The sequence below is a fragment of the Shinella sp. GW821-FHT10F02 genome, assembly GCF_058809275.1.
In genome coordinates this window covers 426,254-443,348 of sequence record NZ_JBXASL010000002.1, presented here as the reverse complement: position 1 = coordinate 443,348, position 17,095 = coordinate 426,254, and the positions used below count along the sequence as shown (strand labels likewise).

At 65.6% G+C, this 17,095-nt stretch carries 12 protein-coding genes; 11 read left to right on the top strand and 1 reads right to left on the bottom strand.

Translation table 11 applies throughout. From position 1 onward, the window contains the following. Positions 1 to 103 precede the first annotated feature (103 nt). The 4 genes from AC1RWL_RS07915 to AC1RWL_RS07900 all read left to right on the top strand — a co-directional run bounded on the left by AC1RWL_RS07915 (position 104) and on the right by AC1RWL_RS07900 (position 4,376). The gene (locus tag AC1RWL_RS07915; protein ID WP_493094175.1) at positions 104 to 1,540 is read left to right on the top strand and encodes an NAD-dependent succinate-semialdehyde dehydrogenase; all 1,437 of its coding nucleotides are present in this window, start codon (positions 104 to 106) and stop codon (positions 1,538 to 1,540) included. A 10-nt stretch (positions 1,541 to 1,550) separates the two neighbouring features. Then, entirely contained in the window at positions 1,551 to 2,366 is an 816-nt protein-coding gene (locus AC1RWL_RS07910) for an HpcH/HpaI aldolase family protein (RefSeq protein WP_493094174.1), read from the top strand. Next, a complete protein-coding gene (locus AC1RWL_RS07905) occupies positions 2,367 to 3,356 on the top strand; it encodes a hydroxyacid dehydrogenase (protein WP_493094173.1) in 990 nt (329 codons plus the stop codon). 108 nt (positions 3,357 to 3,464) lie between these two features. After that, positions 3,465 to 4,376, top strand: a complete 912-nt coding sequence (locus AC1RWL_RS07900; RefSeq protein WP_256116346.1) for a MurR/RpiR family transcriptional regulator — start codon at positions 3,465 to 3,467, stop codon at positions 4,374 to 4,376. Between the two features lie 2 nt (positions 4,377 to 4,378). On the opposite strand, the gene iolG is transcribed toward AC1RWL_RS07900, so the two are convergent. Next, the gene (iolG, locus tag AC1RWL_RS07895; protein WP_493094172.1) at positions 4,379 to 5,380 is read right to left on the bottom strand and encodes an inositol 2-dehydrogenase; all 1,002 of its coding nucleotides are present in this window, start codon (positions 5,378 to 5,380) and stop codon (positions 4,379 to 4,381) included. A 111-nt stretch (positions 5,381 to 5,491) separates the two neighbouring features. Between iolG and AC1RWL_RS07890 the strand changes: the two genes are divergently transcribed. The 7 genes from AC1RWL_RS07890 to AC1RWL_RS07860 all read left to right on the top strand — a co-directional run bounded on the left by AC1RWL_RS07890 (position 5,492) and on the right by AC1RWL_RS07860 (position 17,047). Continuing rightward, positions 5,492 to 6,685, top strand: a complete 1,194-nt coding sequence (locus AC1RWL_RS07890) for a Gfo/Idh/MocA family protein (protein WP_493094171.1) — start codon at positions 5,492 to 5,494, stop codon at positions 6,683 to 6,685. Between the two features lie 89 nt (positions 6,686 to 6,774). Continuing rightward, entirely contained in the window at positions 6,775 to 8,616 is a 1,842-nt protein-coding gene (gene iolD / locus AC1RWL_RS07885; protein WP_493094170.1) for a 3D-(3,5/4)-trihydroxycyclohexane-1,2-dione acylhydrolase (decyclizing), read from the top strand. 169 nt (positions 8,617 to 8,785) lie between these two features. Beyond that, entirely contained in the window at positions 8,786 to 10,069 is a 1,284-nt protein-coding gene (locus AC1RWL_RS07880; protein WP_493094467.1) for an efflux RND transporter periplasmic adaptor subunit, read from the top strand. A gap of 10 nt (positions 10,070 to 10,079) precedes the next feature. Further along, positions 10,080 to 12,017: a MacB family efflux pump subunit gene (locus AC1RWL_RS07875; protein WP_493094169.1), complete on the top strand. Its 1,938-nt coding sequence runs from the start codon at positions 10,080 to 10,082 to the stop codon at positions 12,015 to 12,017. A 67-nt stretch (positions 12,018 to 12,084) separates the two neighbouring features. Then, the gene (locus AC1RWL_RS07870; RefSeq protein ID WP_493094168.1) at positions 12,085 to 13,947 is read left to right on the top strand and encodes a sigma-54-dependent Fis family transcriptional regulator; all 1,863 of its coding nucleotides are present in this window, start codon (positions 12,085 to 12,087) and stop codon (positions 13,945 to 13,947) included. A 161-nt stretch (positions 13,948 to 14,108) separates the two neighbouring features. Further along, positions 14,109 to 15,182: a 2,3-butanediol dehydrogenase gene (locus tag AC1RWL_RS07865; protein ID WP_493094167.1), complete on the top strand. Its 1,074-nt coding sequence runs from the start codon at positions 14,109 to 14,111 to the stop codon at positions 15,180 to 15,182. 65 nt (positions 15,183 to 15,247) lie between these two features. Continuing rightward, positions 15,248 to 17,047 carry an NAD(P)/FAD-dependent oxidoreductase gene (locus AC1RWL_RS07860; RefSeq protein WP_493094166.1) on the top strand — a complete coding sequence of 600 codons (1,800 nt, stop codon included), beginning with the start codon at positions 15,248 to 15,250 and terminating at the stop codon, positions 17,045 to 17,047. Positions 17,048 to 17,095 lie beyond the last annotated feature (48 nt).

Here is a 17,095-nt window from a genome sequence, read left to right as displayed (position 1 = left end):
AGTTGCGGATAAATCTTGACTTGCAATAAAGATTGCTTCTTTTGTGAATGGAAATGCTGCTTGCGGATGCGGCCTTTTGCACCGCCGGCATGGAGGAGGTGACATGTACGGTTCCTACGGTTTGTTCATTGACGGCGCCTGGTCGGGGCCGGCGCGCGGGGCCTCGACGGAGATCACCGATCCCGGCAATGGCGAGGTTCTCGGCGTGGTGCCCGCCGCCGCCGTCGAGGATACGGAACGGGCGATCGCCGTTGCCGAACGCGCCTTCCGCAGCTGGAAGGCGACGCCCGCCTGGGCGCGTGCGGATGCACTGCACAAGGTCGCCGACGTCATGGCCGCGCGTGCTGCGGAAGCGGCTCGCCAGATCACGCTGGAAACCGGCAAACCGCTGGCGCAGGCCGGCCGCGAATGGGGCCTCGCCGTCGACCAGTTCCGCTGGTACGCCGAGGAAGCCCGCCGCATCTATGGTCGCATCGTCGAAAGTCGTGCGCCGGGCGGCCGGCTGGAGGTGTCGCACGAGCCGGTCGGCGTCGTCGCGGCCTTCACGGCGTGGAATTTCCCGGCGGCGCTGATCGCCCGCAAGGTCGCGCCCGCGCTTGCGGCCGGCTGTGCCGTCATCGTCCGGCCTTCGGTCGAGGTGCCGGGCGTGGCGATGATCCTGTTCGACTGCCTGCACGAGGCCGGCCCTCCCGCAGGTGTCGCCAATCTCCTGATCGGCCCGACCGGCAACACCTACAAGCCCATCATGGCCTCACCCCTCGTGCGCAAGGTTTCGCTGACGGGATCGACCCGCGTCGGCCAGCAGATGATCCGCGACAGCGCCGAGACGGTGAAGCGCGTCAGCATGGAGCTCGGCGGCAATGCGCCGATGATCGTTTTCGACGATGCCGATCTCGACCGGGCGCTCGACCTCGCGGTGCCGACGAAATACGCCAATGCCGGCCAGGTCTGCGTAACGCCGGATCGGTTCTACGTGCACGAGTCGCTGCATGAGCGCTTTGCAGACGGTTTCGCGGCGCGGGCAAAGGCGTTGAAGCTCGGCCATGGCCTCGACGAGGCGACGCAGATGGGATCTCTGATCAACGAGCGCCGCAGGCTGGCGATCGAAGAGATCATCGCTGACGCCAGCGACCGCGGCGGCAAGATCCTTGCGGGAGGCCGCCGCCCGACCGATATGAATGCCGGCTTCTTCTTCGAGCCGACCGTCATCACCGGCCTGCCGGATGACGCCAAGGCGATCGCCGAGGAGAATTTCGGCCCCATCGCCGCCATCACGCCTTTCTCAACGGCGGACGAGGTCTTCGAGCGGGCGAACGCCTCCGAGATGGGCCTTTCCGCCTATGTCTTCACCCGCGATGCCGGACGCGCCCGCGAGGCGGCGGCGCGGCTGGAGGCGGGCATGGTGGGCGTCAACAGCTTCGCGCTCGCGGCCGCCGAGGCGCCTTTCGGCGGCATCAAGGCGAGCGGCATGGGCCGCGAGGGTGGCACCGAAGGCATTCTGGATTATTCCAATGTCAAACTCGCGCAGATGACGGTTTGAGGAGAGAGCCATGATCAGGAACGGTGTCAAGCAGCGCTGGGCGGAGGGCAAGCCCGTCATCAACGGCTGGCTCTCCATCGGCAATTCCTTCAGCGCCGAAATCATGGCCGGTCAGGGCTACGATTCGCTCACCATCGACATGCAGCACGGTATCGTCGGTTATGACGGCACGGTGCCGATGTTGCAGGCGATGCGGGCAAGCGGCGTGACGCCGCTGGTCCGCGTGCCCTGGCTCGATCCCGCCGATATCATGAAGGCGCTCGATGCCGGCGCCTATGGCGTCATCTGCCCGATGATCAACACGCGCGCCGAGGCTGAACGGCTGGTCTCCTACGTGCGCTATCCGCCCGCGGGCGTGCGCAGCTTCGGGCCGAGCCGGGCGCTCTTCTCCGCCGGTCCGGGTTATGCCGCGGAGGCTGACGACGAGATCATCTGCCTCGCCATGATCGAGACCGCGCAGGCCTATGAGAACCTCGAAGACATTCTCGCCACCCCCGGCCTCGACGGCGTCTATATCGGCCCCGCGGACCTGACGCTCGGCCTCCAGGGCAAGCGCTATGCACCCGGCTTCGACCGCCGCGAGCCGGAGATGATCGAGGCGATCAAGCGGATCCTCCATGCGGCGCACAAGGCCGGCAAGCGTGCGGCCCTCCACAACGGCACGCCCGAATATGCGGCCGAGGCCGTCGGCTGGGGCTTCGATTTCGTCACCGTCTCCAACGACGTCCGCCTGCTCGCCGCCGCCGCCGATGCGAGCGTGCGAAAATTCCGCGAGCTCGTGCAGGAGGTCGCTCCCGAAAACAAGATCGATACGGGAGGCTATTGAATGCCGAGGATCCTGGTGGCCGGCAAGATCCATGCGGATGGGCTTGCGGTCCTGCGCTCCGCGCCGGGCGTGACGGTCGATTATGTCGAGGAGGTTTCCGCGGCGAGCTACCAGCCGTTCCTCGCCACCGCCGATGCGCTGCTCATCCGCACCCAGCCGCTGCCGGCGGAGTTCATCGCCGGCGCGCCGCAGCTCAAGATCGTCTCGCGCCACGGCGTCGGTTACGATTCCGTGGATGTCGAGGCGCTGAACGGCCGCGGCATACCGCTCGCCGTCGTGGGTGACGTGAATTCGCGCGCGGTGGCCGAACATGCCGCGATGCTCATGCTTTCCGCCGCCCGGCGCACCGTGCTCTTCGACCAGAAGATGCGTGCGGGCGACTGGAACTACCGCAACACCCTCGATGCCGACGAACTCGACGGGCGGACCCTGCTGGTCGTCGGTTTCGGGCGCATCGGCCGGAGACTGGCGCAGATCGCGATGGTGCTCGGCATGGCGGTGCTGGCCTATGACAAATTCCAGGACGCTGCCGAGATCGCGGCGGCGGGCGTTACGCCGGTCGCCGACCTGCGCGATGGCCTCCGGCAGGCCGACGTGGTGTCGCTGCATGTGCCGAAATCCGGCGCCGAGCCGCTGATCGGGGCGGCGGAACTGGCGGTGATGAAACGCTCCGCCATCCTGGTCAACACGGCGCGTGGCGGGCTGATCGACGAGGCAGCGCTGCTCGCCGCGCTCAACGAGGGGCGCCTGTCCGCGGCCGGTCTCGACGTGCTCGATTCCGAGCCGCCGGCGCGCGACGACCCGATGCTCGCCTGCGAGCGCGTGGTGCTTTCGCCGCACAATGCCGGGCTGACCGAAGCCTGCGGGCGGCGCATGGCGATCTCGGCGGCGACCAACATCCTCGATTTCTTCAAGGGCACGCTCGATCCGGCGCTCGTCGTCAACCGCGACGAGATCGCGGCGCATGCCCGTTCGAGCGTCGGCGCCTGACGCTTTTGAGTGCTGTTTCCCGGCTTCGGCCAAAACGTTGCAGACTTTTGATTTATGCAATACTGCACGGTTTCTGAAATGACACGAACTCTGGGGAGTGGAGGCTCAATGCCGCGGGTAAAACAGTCCGACCAGCCGCCACCGAAAACGGCGAATTACGAGACCTTCTTCAACATCGTCACGGAAGCCTATCCCAATCTCAGCGACCGGTTCCAGCAGGTCGCGCGTTTCATCACGCAGAACCCGAACGTCGTGGCCATGCAGTCGATCAATGCGATTGCCGAACAGTGCGGTGCGCATCCGTCCATCCTCGTGCGATTCGCGCAGAATTTCGGCTTTTCCGGCTTCAAGCAGCTCCAGTCGGTGTTCCAGAGCCGGTTGTCGACGGCGGCACCCGGCTATCGCGAACGCATCAGCGCGCTCGACGTCGATCTGGAAAAGACCAAGCGCAAGGGCAATCTCGGTTTCCTGCATGATCTCGTGGTGCGCGATATCGCGACCTTGCAGGAGCTGTTGAACACGACGACGGAGGAGAGCCTTTCGCAGGCCGCCCGCGCGCTGAAGAACGCCAACACGATCTTCATCGCCGGCCAGCTACGTTCCGAGCCGATCGCGAAATTCCTGCGCTACGTGCTCTCCATGCTGCAATGCCGCGTCATTCTGCTCGATCCGGCCGGCGGGCTTGCGCCCGAAATGGCGAAGGTGATGGGCAAGAAGGACGTGCTGGTCGCTATCGCCTTCCGGCACTATGCCAAGGAAGTGGTGACGATCGCCGATGTCGCGGCGGAAAACGGCACGCCGATCGTGGCGATCACCGACAGCCAGCTCTCGCCGCTCGCCAAGAATGCGACGGTGCTCTTCACGATTCCCGAAGACGAATATTCGTTCTCGCGCTCGCTCGCCGCACCCATGTGCCTGACACAGACGATTGCGGTGGCACTCGCCGCGCTACTTCAGGAAGACAAGAAGGGCTCGCCCGAGATCCCGACGGTCACGGGCAAGCAGCGGCGCAAGCATTGAGGTCAGCCGGTAATCTCGCCGACCTTCACGAAGCGGCCTTCCGCCTTGGAGCGAATGGCCGCCTCGGCCAGCACCAGCGCCTTCTCACCATCCTCGAAGGTGGCGTCCGGCGTGGTGTTTGAGGCGACGCAGGCGAGGAACGACTGGAGGCCGAGTTCGAAGGCTTCGACGTAGCGTTCGATGAAGAAATCGAGATAGGGCTCGCCCGCACCCGTCGTTGTGGCATTGAAGCGCTCGACATGGTGCGCGCGGCGGTTGCCGGAGATCAGCATACCCTTCGAGCCGAAAAGCTCGACGCGCTGGTCGTAGCCATAGGCGGCGGCGCGGGAATTGTTGATGTGGCAGAGCTTGCCGCTGGCGGTGCGCATGACGATCATCGTGGAATCGACGTCGCCGAATTCCGCAAGCGTCGGATCGACGAGCGTGCTGCCGGTGGCGAAAACCTCGACGGGCTCTTCGCTCAGCATGAAGCGGGCGAGGTCGAAGTCGTGGATGGTCATGTCGCGGAAGATGCCGCCGGAGACTCTTAGGTAGTCGCGCGATGCCAGACCGGGATCGCGCGAGGTGATGATGACCTGCTGGAGATCGCCGATCTCGCCGGCGCGGGTCGCATCGTGGGCGGCGCGGTGGCCGGGGTCGAAGCGGCGGTTGAAGCCGATCTGCACGGGCCGTTCGAAGCCCGCGATGGCCTTGCGGCAGGCGACGACGCGGTCGAGTGAAAGGTCGATCGGCTTCTCGCAGAAGATCGCCTTGCCGGCCTTGGCGGAAGCTTCGATGAGGTCCGCATGGGTCGCCGTCGAGGTCGCGATCAGCACGGCGTCGGCGAGCGCGATCGCCTCCTCGGCGCTGGCGGCGACGGTGCAGCCGTAGCGCTGGCCGATCTCTTCGGCGGCGGCGCCGACCGGGTCGTAGACGGCGGTGAGTTCGGCGCCTTCGGCGCGCACGATGGTGGCCGCGTGCATTTTGCCAATGCGGCCGCAGCCGAGCAGGGCTATTCTCGTCATCGGTTCCTCCCGGAAGATCGGAATGCAAAATTCGTTGCACTTTTGATATTCTCTCAATAATAATTCTGCAAGCCCGTTTTCGGGCCAGCGAGGATTTTGAGGGAGGTGACAATGGCAGAGGGTTCCGACAAGGCAGAATTCCCGTTGGCGGAGCGCCGCTTGCGGCTCGGTGTCGTCGGCGGCGGGCAGGGCAGTTTCATCGGAAAGGTGCATGCGCGCGGCGCGCGGCTCTCCAACCGCTGGGATGTGGTTGCCGGCGCGCTGTCGTCCCGGCCGCAGGTCGCAAAGGAATCCGGGCGCGCCTGGCTGCTCGCCGACGATCGCATCTATACCGACTACCGCGTGATGGCCGAGCGCGAGGCGGCGCGGCCGGATGGCATCGATGCCGTCGCGATCACCACGCCCAACAATTCCCACCATGCCATCGCGTGTGCCTTCATGGAAAAGGGCATCGATGTGATCAGCGACAAGCCGCTGACCACGACGCTCGACGATGCGCTCGATCTGGTGCGCCGGCAGAAGGAGACGGGCCTCGTCTTTGGCGTCACCTATGCCTATGCGGCCTCCGCCATGGTGCGCCAGGCCCGCCAGATGATCCGCGAGGGCGCGCTCGGCAAGTTGCAGCAGGTGCATGTCGAATATTTCCAGGAATGGGCGCTGACGCCGCCGAAGGATGCCGGCGCCGGCGCGCAATGGCGTGTCGATCCCGCGATCGTCGGCCCCACCTTCACGACCGGCGATATCGGCACCCATTGCCACCATCTCGGCGCCTTCGTCTGCGGCCGCCCGGTCACGGCGGTGCGCGCCGAATTCCACACGCTCGGGCCGCCGAAGGCGCTGGAGGACACCGCCTTCATGCATGTGCGCTACGAGGGTGATATTCCCGGCACGATCATGATCTCGCAGGTCGCGCCCGGCGCCCATTGCGGCCTGCGCATCCGCGCTTTCGGCGACAAGGCGAGCCTGGAATGGAACCAGGAAGAGCCGGAGCTCCTGCATTTCCGCCGTTTCGGCGAGCCGGCGCGCATTCTCACGCGCGGCGAGGGCGCCGGCATCGGCGTGCATGCGGCGCGTTTCGTGCACATGCCGCGCGGTCATCCCGAGGCGCTGAGCGATGCCTGGGGCAATCTCTACGAGGAATTCGCCATCGCCGTTGAGGCGCGCCGTCTTGGCCGGACCTTGCCGGAGGGCCTGCTGGAATATCCGACCGTGGAGGACGGTGCGCTCGGCGTGAAGTTCATCGAGGCGGCGCTGGCGTCCAGCCAGTCGGGCGGCGCCTGGGCGGATTGCACGCTGCGGTTCTGATCTGCAATAAGTATTGCAAAAAGTAATTATATGAAATAAAAGTTTCTCAATAGGAGCTGGCGCCGGAGGCCGGCTCAGGGAGGTTTACCATGTCCACCATCCGCCTGACCATGGCACAAGCCCTGGTGCGCTACCTCTGCAACCAGTTCACCGAGATCGACGGAAAACGCGAGCCGCTGTTTCCCGGCGTCTTCGCCATCTTCGGCCACGGCAATGTTACATGCCTTTCGGAAGCGCTGGAAGCGGTCAAGGACACGCTGCCGACCTGGCGCGGCCAGAACGAGCAGTCGATGGCGCTCGCCGCGATCGGCTTTGCCAAGGCGACGCGCCGCCGCCAGATCATGGTCGCGACCAGCTCCATCGGTCCCGGCGCGCTGAACATGGTGACGGCCGCCGGCGTGGCGCATACCAACCGCCTGCCGATCCTGCTTCTTGCTGGCGACAGTTTTGCCAACCGCCGGCCCGATCCGGTGATGCAGCAGGTCGAGCATTTCGGCAATCCGACGATCACCGTCAACGACGCCTTCAAGGCGGTGACGCGCTATTGGGACCGCATCGTCCATCCCGAACAGATCCTCTCCTCGCTGCCGCAGGCCGTCGCCGTCATGCTGGACCCGGCCGATTGCGGTCCGGCCTTCATCGGCTTGCCGCAGGATGTGCAGGAAATCGCCTGGGACTATCCGGAAAGCTTCTTCGCGCCGACCCTCCACAGGGTGCCGCGCCCGCGCCCCGATCGCGACAGCCTTGCGGAAGCCGTCCGCGTGCTGAAGGCGGCAAAACGGCCGCTGATCATCTCCGGCGGCGGCGTGCGCTATTCCGGTGCGGAAACGGCGCTCGCCGCCTTTGCCGAAAAACATGGTATCCCGCTCTGCGAAACCATTGCCGGCAAGGGCACGGTCACCCATGACCACCCGGCCCATGTCGGCCCAATCGGCATCGTCGGCTCCACCTCGGCCAATGCGCTTGCCGCGGAAGCCGACGTGGTGCTCGCCGTCGGCACGCGGCTCATGGATTTCACCACCGGCTCCTGGACGGCTTTTTCGCCGGACGCCCGCTTCGTCTCGATCAACGCCGCGCGCTGGGATGCCAAAAAGCACCGCGCCGTCGCCGTCGTCGGTGATGCACTGGAAACGGTAGGCGAGCTGGAAGCCGCCCTCGGCGACCACAAGGCCCATGCCGGCTGGACGGAAAAGGGCCGGCTGGAATTCGCAAAGTGGAACGATGCGCTCGACGGCTACCAGAAGCCCACGAATGCGCCCGTGCCGACCTACGCCCAGGTTGTCGGCATCGTCAATTCCAAGGCGAAGGACCGGGACCTTATCATCACGGCCGCCGGCGGCCTGCCGGGCGAGGTGATGAAGAACTGGCGCGTCAAGGCACCGAACACCTTCGATTGCGAGTTCGGCTTCTCCTGCATGGGCTACGAGATCGCCGCCGGCTGGGGCGCCGCCATGGCCGACCCCACCCGCACGCCCATCGTCATGATCGGCGACGGCACCTATATGATGATGAACTCGGACATCTACTCGACCGTGCTCTCCGGCCACAAGATGATCCTCATCGTCTGCGACAACGGCGGCTATGCGGTGATCAACCGCCTGCAGAACGCCAAGGGCACGCCGGGCTTCAACAATCTCATCAAGGATTGCCGCGTCAAGGAACCCTTCGCCGTCGACTTCGCCAAACATGCCGAGGCGATGGGCGCGCTGACGCGCCGCGTCGAAAGCCTCGCCGATCTCGGCGACGCCGTCGAATGGGCGCAGACCACCGATCGCACCACCGTCATCACCATCGTCTCCGACGCCTTCACCTGGACCCCGGGTGACGCCTGGTGGGATGTCGGCGTGCCGCAGGTGAGCGAAAGGGCGGAGGTCAACGCCGCGTCGAAGGACCAGTTGGAGGGCCGCAGGAAGCAGCGCGTCGGCGTCTGATCCTTGCCTTGGCCGGCGTCGGCGGCGCCGGCTTGAAGCGGACTTGCCGGTCCGTCGCGGCAAACATTACGAAAATATAATGATCACAAGGGCTTCTCCTTTGGCGGTTACGGTGCCACCTTTCTTTTAAAGGGACGGCAGAGGCATGGCCTCGACCTATGGGAAGCCGATGACCAAGACCGCACGACCGCAAAAGGACGACAAGCCCGCCGACGAGGGGGGCCGGACCAATGTGACCTTCATGCCCGGCGCGACCCCGCCCGCCCGGCGCAAGCGGCGCTCGCGCGCCTGGGTTTGGCTGCCGGTGATCGCAATCCTCGCCGGCGCCGGCTATTATGGCTGGACCCGTTATGCGCCGGCCGAGACGACGACCGCAGTCATCACGCAGCCCGTCGTGCGCGGCGATATCGAGAATGCGGTGACGGCGGTCGGCACGCTGGAGGCGGTGAAGTCCGTCGATGCAGGCGCGCAGGTTTCCGGCCAGCTCAAGGTGCTGCATGTCGAGATCGGCGACACGGTCACGAAGGATCAGCTCGTCGCCGAGATCGACCCCGCGACCATCGAGAACCGCATCGAGATCAATCGCGCCGAACTCGCCAATCTCCAGGCGCAGCTTCAGTCGCGCAAGGCGCAGCTCGTCTTCAAGCAGGCGAACATCACCCGCCAGCGCAACCTCATCGCCGGCAATGCCGTGGCCCAGCAGGCGCTCGATCAGGCCGTGGCCGATCTTGCGGCGGCGGAAGCCGACGTCAACGCCATCGACGCGCAAATCCGCAAGCAGCAGGCGACGCTGGCCGGCGACGAGGTCGATCTCGGCTATACCAAGATTTTTGCGCCTATGGCCGGCACCATCGTTGCCAATCCGGTGAAGGAAGGCCAGACGCTGAATGCCAGCCAGACCGCGCCGACCATCGTCACCATCGCCGATCTCTCGACCATGACGGTGCGCGCCGAAGTGTCCGAAGCCGATGTCAGCCGCCTGAAAGTGGGCATGGAGGCCTATTTCACCCTGCTCGGTCAGCCGGGAAAACGCTTTGCCGGCAAACTCCGCCAGATCCAGCCCTCGCCGACCGTCGAGAACAATGTCGTGCTCTACAACGCGCTGTTCGACGTGCCGAACCCGGAGGGCGAGCTGATGATCTCGATGAGCGCGCAGGTGTTCTTCGTGCAGGCGGCCGCCCGTGACGTGCTGGTCGTGCCGAGTGGTGCCATCAGCCTCAAGCGGAACGAGGCAGGCGGCAAGCCGGAAACCGAGGTGACGGTCGTCACCGCATCCGGCGCCACCGAGGTCCGCAAGGTGGAGACCGGCATCCGCAACCGTGTCAGCGTGGAGGTGAAGAGCGGGCTTGAAGAGGGCGACCGCGTCGTCATCGGCGCAGGCGCCGATAGCGGGCGCCCGGCCGGCGGCAACCGGGGGCAGCGCCGCGGCATGCGCATGCCGCCGATGTTCTGAGGGCGATGCCATGACCGCACTCCTCTCACTTCGGGACGTCACCAAAACGTTCTTCAACGACGGTTTTGCCGTGGAAGTCCTGCACGGCGTCACGCTCGACATCGACGCGGGGGAATTCGTCGCGATCATCGGCCAGTCCGGTTCCGGCAAGTCGACGCTGATGAACATCCTCGGCTGCCTCGACCAGCCGACCTCCGGCCACTACCGCATCGACGGCGAGCCGGTCTCGGATTTCGAGACCGACGAGCTTGCGGCGCTGCGCCGCCGGACCTTCGGCTTCGTCTTCCAGAGCTACAACCTCATCCCGACCGCGAGTGCGCGCGAAAATGTCGAGGTGCCGGCGATCTATGCCGGCCTCCCGGCGCGCGACCGGCAGGAGCGGGCGGAGGGGCTGCTTCAGTCGCTGCGCCTCGGCGATCGGCTCGACCATCGCCCGAACCAGCTTTCCGGCGGCCAGCAGCAGCGCGTCTCCATTGCCCGCGCGCTGATGAATGGCGGCCGCGTCATCCTCGCCGACGAGCCGACCGGCGCGCTCGACAGCCAGAGCGGCGAGGAGGTGATGGCGCTGCTGCGCAAGATGCACCAGGACGGCCATACGATCATCCTGATCACCCACTCGCGCGAAGTGGCTGAAGCTGCCGACCGGCTGATCGAGATCCGCGACGGCCGCATCGTTTCCGACCGCGCCCGCAAACCGCGGCCTTCGTCCGAGGCCGCCGCGGGCCTGCATGCGGCGGTGAAAGAGGGTTCCGCGGCAATCGCCGATATTTCCGAGGCGATCAAGATGGCGCTGCGGGCGCTGCACGCCAACCTGTTCCGCACGGTGCTGACCCTGCTCGGCATCGTCATCGGCGTCGGTTCCGTGGTGGCGATGCTGGCGATCGGCACGGGCGCGCAGAATTCCGTGCTCGACCGCATCTCCTCGATGGGCTCGGACCTGCTGCTGGTGCGGCCCAACATGGCGAATTTCCGGGGAACCGGCCAGCCGGTGACGCTCATCCCGTCCGATGCCGACGCGATCCTCACCGTGCCCAACGTCAGCTTTGCGGTGCCGGAAATGACGAGTTCGGTGACGCTGCGCTCCGGCAATATCGACTACCAGACGACGGCCAACGGCACGGTGCCGGACTTCCCGCGCGCCAAAAGCTGGTCGGTCGCTTCCGGCGAATTCATCAATGCCGACGACATGGACACCTATGCCCCCGTCGCCGTGCTCGGCCAGACGGTGGCGAAGACGCTGTTTCCCGATGGCGGCAATCCGCTCGGCCAATATGTGCTGGTCAACAAGATCCCCTTCCAGGTGATCGGCGTGATGAGCGAGATGGGCGCGAGTGCCGGCGGCAACGACCAGGACGACGTGATCCTCGTGCCGCTGTCGACCGGCAGCATGCGGCTCTTCGGCGAGCGCAACGTGCGCACCATCACCGTGCAGGTGGAGGATGCGGCTGCGATCGACCAGACGCAGGAGGCCGTGCAGGCGCTGCTTAACGAGCGCCACAAGGCCGAGGATACGCAGATCACCAACATGTCCTCGGTGCGCGAGGCCTTTACCGAGACCTCGAACACGATGAAGCTCTTCCTCGGCTCGGTCGCCGCGATCTCGCTGCTCGTCGGCGGCATCGGGGTGATGAACATCATGCTGGTGAGCGTGCGCGAGCGCACCCGCGAGATCGGCGTGCGCATGGCGACGGGCGCGCGGCGGCGCGATATCCTGCTGCAGTTCCTGATCGAGGCGCTTGTCGTCTCGGCGATCGGCGGGGCCATCGGCGTGGTGCTGGGGCTGTCGGTCGGCGGGCTGGCGCAGGCCTTCGGCATGCCGGTGAGCTTCACGATCGGCCCGGTCGTGCTCGCCTTCGCCTGCTCGTTCCTGACCGGGCTGGTCTTCGGCTACCTGCCCGCCCGCAACGCCTCGCACCTGCAACCGGCCGTGGCGCTCGGCGCCGATTGAGTGGCCCGACGAGATGGATTGTCGTCAAGCGCCTCCTGTGCGACCATGCGCGCGGGAGGATGGATGCATGGTGTCGACGCTGTCGCACATTCGTGAGATCGAACGCGTCGCAATGGGCGCGGTCAGCCCGCGTGATGCGCCCGTCATCCAGTCCTGGCTGCGCTGCCTGCACGATTACAAGCTCGATCCGACCGTCGCGCAGGAAGCCTATATCGTTCCGGAAGTGAAGCTGCGCGAGCATCGCGAGCAGGCGGAAGAGCTGATCCGCATCGGCCGCTCCGGCCTTGAAACCCTGTTCAACCAAATCGCGGAGCAGAACTACGTGCTGCTTCTGTCGGATGCGCGCGGCGTCACCGTTGATTTCATGGGCGATCCGACCTTCGACAACCAGTTGCGCCGGGCCGGGCTCTATCTCGGCTCCGAATGGTCGGAAAACCGCGCTGGCACCTGCGCCGTCGGGGCCTGCATCGTCTCGGGCGAACCCGTCATCATCCACCAGGACGATCATTTCGATACCAGCCATATCGGACTGACCTGTACTGCGGCCCCGGTCTTCGACACGCTGGGCGCCCTGACGGCCGTGCTCGACATATCGCAACTCCGCTCGCCGACCGCCAAGGCGAGCCAGCAACTGGCGCTGCATCTCGTCGCCTCGACCACGCGGCGCATCGAGCTTGCCAACCTGATGACGCGCACCCGCAACGACTGGGTGCTGCGCCTTGCCCGTTCGCCGGAATTCCTCGATGTCGATCCGGATGCGGCCATCGCGCTCGACGGCAGCGGTCGCATCACCGGCATGACCCATGGCGGTTTCGGCGCGCTCGCCCGCTCGATGAACATGCACGGCGTCGCAACGCGCGATTTTCTCGGCCAGCCGATTTCCGAGGTCTTCGACATGGATGTCGACGACCTGCCGCGTTTCATGCGCGGGCGGCCGAATGGCGAGCGGCTGCTGCGTGCCCGCAACGGCCTGGTGCTGTTCGCCAGCGCCATCGCGCCCGCCGTCAGCATCCGCGCGCCGGCGGTGCCGGAGCCGCGCCTGCCGCGGGCGCTGCGCGACTTGAGCAACGGCGATGCCGCGATGGAAAGGGTGCAGGCGCGTGCGGCAAAACTCGCGGCACGCGATATCCCCATTCTCATCCAGGGCGAAACCGGCAGCGGCAAGGAGTTCCTGGCCCGCGCGATCCATGACAGTTGCGGCGATCCCGGCAATTTCGTCGCCGTCAATTGCGCGGCGATCCCCGAACATCTCATCGAATCCGAACTCTTCGGCTACACGCCCGGCGCTTTCACCGGCGCCAGCCAGAAGGGAAAGCGCGGCCTCATCGAGGAGGCGAGCGGCGGCACGCTATTCCTCGACGAGATTGGCGACATGCCACTTGCCCTGCAAAGCCGGCTGCTGCGCGCGCTCTCGGAAAACGAGGTACAGCCGGTCGGCGCGCTGAAGGCGCGGGCGGTGCGCCTGCGGGTGCTCTCCGCCTCGCACCGCGATCTCGCCGAACTGGTGAAGGAAGGCCGCTTCCGCCAGGACCTCTATTATCGCCTCAATGCCGCGACGCTGACCTTGCCGTCGCTGCGCGACCGGCAGGATCTCGGCTGGCTGCTCGACCAGTTGCTTCGCCGCATCGAGAAGGAAAACGGCCAGACCTACCGCATCGACAAGGCGGCGCGGGCAGCGCTGCTGTCGCATGACTGGCCGGGCAATCTGCGCGAGCTTTCCAACGCCCTGCGCGTGGCGGCAGCCCTTGCGGAGGGCGATCTCATCGACCTCGATTGCCTGCCGGAGCATCTCTTTGCCGAACCGGCCGCACAGGATGACGACGAGTTGCGCCGCGCACTCAGCGACTGCGGCAACAACGTCTCCGCGCTCGCCCGCAAACTCGGCGTCAACCGCTCCACCATCCACCGCCGCCTGAAGCGCCTCAACTGACGCAACAGCCGCAACACCTGTTGCGCGCGACCTGTTGCATCGGCTTTGCCTGCCAAGCCGCTTCTTTCGTAAATCATTGAAAAAGCGAAAAGAACGAGCCGCTTGCCGTTCTGGCACGCCGCTTGCTGACCTCCTGTGCAAGAACAACAGGAGGAAAACCAATGAAGGCTTTGCGCTTTCACGCCGCCAAGGATCTGCGCATCGAGGAGGTCGATACGCCGCCCACGCCCGGTCCGGGCGAGGTGCTGGTCGAAAACAGGTTCTGCGGCATCTGCGGCACGGATCTGCACGAATATGCCTATGGACCGATCTTCGTGCCGAAGGAGCCGCATCCCTTCACGGGCGCGCATGGGCCGCAGATCCTCGGCCATGAATTCGGCGGTGTCGTCAAGGCGGTGGGTGAGGGGGTGGCCCATGTGAAGGCCGGAGACCGGGTGTCGATCCAGCCACTGATCATGCCGCGCAGCGGCGACTATTATGCCGATCGCGGCCTGTTTCACCTGAGTGGCAATCTCGCGCTTGCAGGTCTCTCCTGGCATTCCGGCGGCATGGCGCAGGCGGCACTTCTCAACGACTACAACGTCCAGCCCATTCCGGATGCATTGAGCGATCAGGAAGCCGCCCTGATCGAGCCGACGGCGGTTGCCGTCTATGCCTGCGATCGCGGCGGGGTGACGGCCGGCAACAGCGTGCTCGTCACCGGTGCCGGGCCGATTGGCATTCTCGTCGCCATGGCCGCGCGCGCCGCCGGTGCCTCGCAGCTCTTCCTCTCCGACCTCAACGATACCCGGCTGGCGCTGGCACGGGAGGCGCTCGGTGAGGTGCGCACGATCAATCCGAAGACGGAAAAGGTCGGCGATGTCATCCGCGCCGAGACGGAGGGCGGCGTCGGCTGCGACGTCGCCATCGAATGCGTCGGCAACGAACATGCGCTGAAGAATTGCGCCGATGCGGTGCGCAAGCAGGGCGTCGTCGTGCAGACCGGGCTTCACCCCGGCGAAAACCCGCTGAACTGGTTCGACGTCACCTTCAAGGACATCGATATCCGCGGCTCCTGGGCCTATCCGACCCACTATTGGCCCCGCGTCGCCCGCCTCATCGCCAGCGGCCAGATCCCGGCGAGCCGGATCGTCACCAAATATGTCTCGCTCAGCGAGGCCGTCACGGAAGGGTTCGACCAGTTGCTCGACCCCGCCGGCAAACACCTGAAAATCCTGATCGACCTGTCCCGATAGGCGATCCGTCTTGCGGGGCGGTTGAGGAGCCGTCCCGTTTTTGAAACTGAGCAGGAGGAGAAACTATGCTCGACAAGACCCCCACCACCCGCATCCAGGCGCTTCTCGATAGCTTTGGCGCGGCACTCGAAGCCGGCCGGATCGACGACGCCGTCAGCCTGTTTGCCGAGGAATGCTACTGGCGCGACCTCGTTGCCTTCACCTGGAACCTCAAGACCGTCGAGGGCCGAGACCAGGTGCGCGACATGCTGCAGGCCCAGCTTTCCACCGCCAAACCGTCGAACTGGCGCGTCGCTCCCGGCGAGGCGGCGACGGAAGCGGATGGCGTGCTCGAAAGCTGGATCACCTTCGAGACGGCGACCGGGCGCGGCTATGGCCTCGTGCGGTTCAAGGACGGCCTGATCTGGACGCTGCTGACGGCCCTATCCGAGCTGAAGGGCCACGAGGAGAAATCCGGCTTCACCCGCCCGCTCGGCGCCAAACACGGGCAGAATCTCGGCGCCAAGACCTGGAAGGAGGAGCGCGAGGACGAGGCCCGTACGCTCGGCTACGAGACGCAGCCCTATACCGTCATCATCGGCGGCGGGCAGGGCGGCATCGCGCTTGGCGCGCGACTGCGCCAGCTCGGCGTGCCCACCATCATCCTCGAAAAGAACGACCGGCCGGGCGACAGCTGGCGCAAGCGCTACAAGTCGCTCTGCCTGCACGATCCCGTCTGGTACGACCACCTGCCCTATATCGATTTCCCGAAAAACTGGCCGGTCTTCGCGCCTAAGGACAAGATCGGCGACTGGCTGGAATTCTACACCAAGGTCATGGAGCTGAACTACTGGACCCGTTCCACCGCCAAATCCGCCAAATGGGACGAGGCGGCGAAGGAATGGACGATCGTTGTCGATCGCGACGGCGAGGAGGTGGTGCTCCGGCCGAAGCAGCTGGTCTTCGCCACCGGCATGTCCGGCAAGGCGAACATCCCGGATTTCAAGGGCCGCGAGCGGTTCCAGGGCGAGCAGCACCATTCCTCGCAGCATCCGGGGCCGGATGGCTACAAGGGCAAGAAGGTCGTGGTGATCGGTTCGAACAATTCGGCCCATGACATCTGCGCCGCGCTCTACGAGGCGGGCGTCGATGTCACCATGATCCAGCGCTCGACGACGCATATCGTGCGCTCCGACACGCTGATGGATATCGGCCTGGGCTCGCTCTATTCCGAACAGGCGTTGGCCAACGGCGTCACGACGGCCAAGGCCGACCTGATCTTCGCCTCGCTGCCCTACCGGATCATGCACGAGTTCCAGATCCCGCTCTATGACAAGATGCGCGAGCGCGACGCCGACTTCTACGCGGCGCTGGAAAAGGCGGGCTTCCAGCTCGACTGGGGTTCGGACGGCTCCGGTCTCTTCATGAAGTACCTGCGCCGCGGCTCCGGCTACTACATCGATATCGGCGCCTCGCAGCTGATCATTGACGGCAGGGTAAAGCTCGCCGCCGGCCAGGTGGAGGAGATCACGGAGAATTCCATAAAACTCTCCGACGGCAAGGAAATCCCGGCCGACGTCATCGTCTATGCCACCGGCTACGGATCCATGAATGGCTGGGTGGCCGATCTCATCGACCAGCAGACGGCGGATGCGGTGGGCAAGGTCTGGGGCCTCGGCTCGGATACGCCGAAGGATCCGGGGCCGTGGGAAGGCGAGCAGCGCAACATGTGGAAGCCGACGCAGCAGGAAGCGCTGTGGTTCCACGGCGGCAACCTGCACCAGTCGCGGCACTATTCGCAATATCTGTCGCTGCAATTGAAGGCACGCATGGAAGGCATCCCGACGCCGGTCTATGCCCTCCAACCGGTGCATCACCGGAAGTAGGCCGGCAACGGCGGGCAGCGTTGGTCGCTGCCCGCCGATTTCTATAGG

Excerpts from the sequence above, each read along its gene's own strand:
- AC1RWL_RS07915 (WP_493094175.1), top strand. The coding sequence starts at position 104 with ATGTACGGTTCCTACGGTTTGTTCATTGACGGCGCCTGGTCGGGGCCG.
- AC1RWL_RS07910 (WP_493094174.1), top strand. The coding sequence starts at position 1,551 with ATGATCAGGAACGGTGTCAAGCAGCGCTGGGCGGAGGGCAAGCCCGTC.
- AC1RWL_RS07905 (WP_493094173.1), top strand. The coding sequence starts at position 2,367 with ATGCCGAGGATCCTGGTGGCCGGCAAGATCCATGCGGATGGGCTTGCG.
- AC1RWL_RS07900 (WP_256116346.1), top strand. The coding sequence starts at position 3,465 with ATGCCGCGGGTAAAACAGTCCGACCAGCCGCCACCGAAAACGGCGAAT.
- iolG (WP_493094172.1), bottom strand. The coding sequence starts at position 5,380 with ATGACGAGAATAGCCCTGCTCGGCTGCGGCCGCATTGGCAAAATGCAC.
- AC1RWL_RS07890 (WP_493094171.1), top strand. The coding sequence starts at position 5,492 with ATGGCAGAGGGTTCCGACAAGGCAGAATTCCCGTTGGCGGAGCGCCGC.
- iolD (WP_493094170.1), top strand. The coding sequence starts at position 6,775 with ATGTCCACCATCCGCCTGACCATGGCACAAGCCCTGGTGCGCTACCTC.
- AC1RWL_RS07880 (WP_493094467.1), top strand. The coding sequence starts at position 8,786 with ATGACCAAGACCGCACGACCGCAAAAGGACGACAAGCCCGCCGACGAG.
- AC1RWL_RS07875 (WP_493094169.1), top strand. The coding sequence starts at position 10,080 with ATGACCGCACTCCTCTCACTTCGGGACGTCACCAAAACGTTCTTCAAC.
- AC1RWL_RS07870 (WP_493094168.1), top strand. The coding sequence starts at position 12,085 with ATGGTGTCGACGCTGTCGCACATTCGTGAGATCGAACGCGTCGCAATG.
- AC1RWL_RS07865 (WP_493094167.1), top strand. The coding sequence starts at position 14,109 with ATGAAGGCTTTGCGCTTTCACGCCGCCAAGGATCTGCGCATCGAGGAG.
- AC1RWL_RS07860 (WP_493094166.1), top strand. The coding sequence starts at position 15,248 with ATGCTCGACAAGACCCCCACCACCCGCATCCAGGCGCTTCTCGATAGC.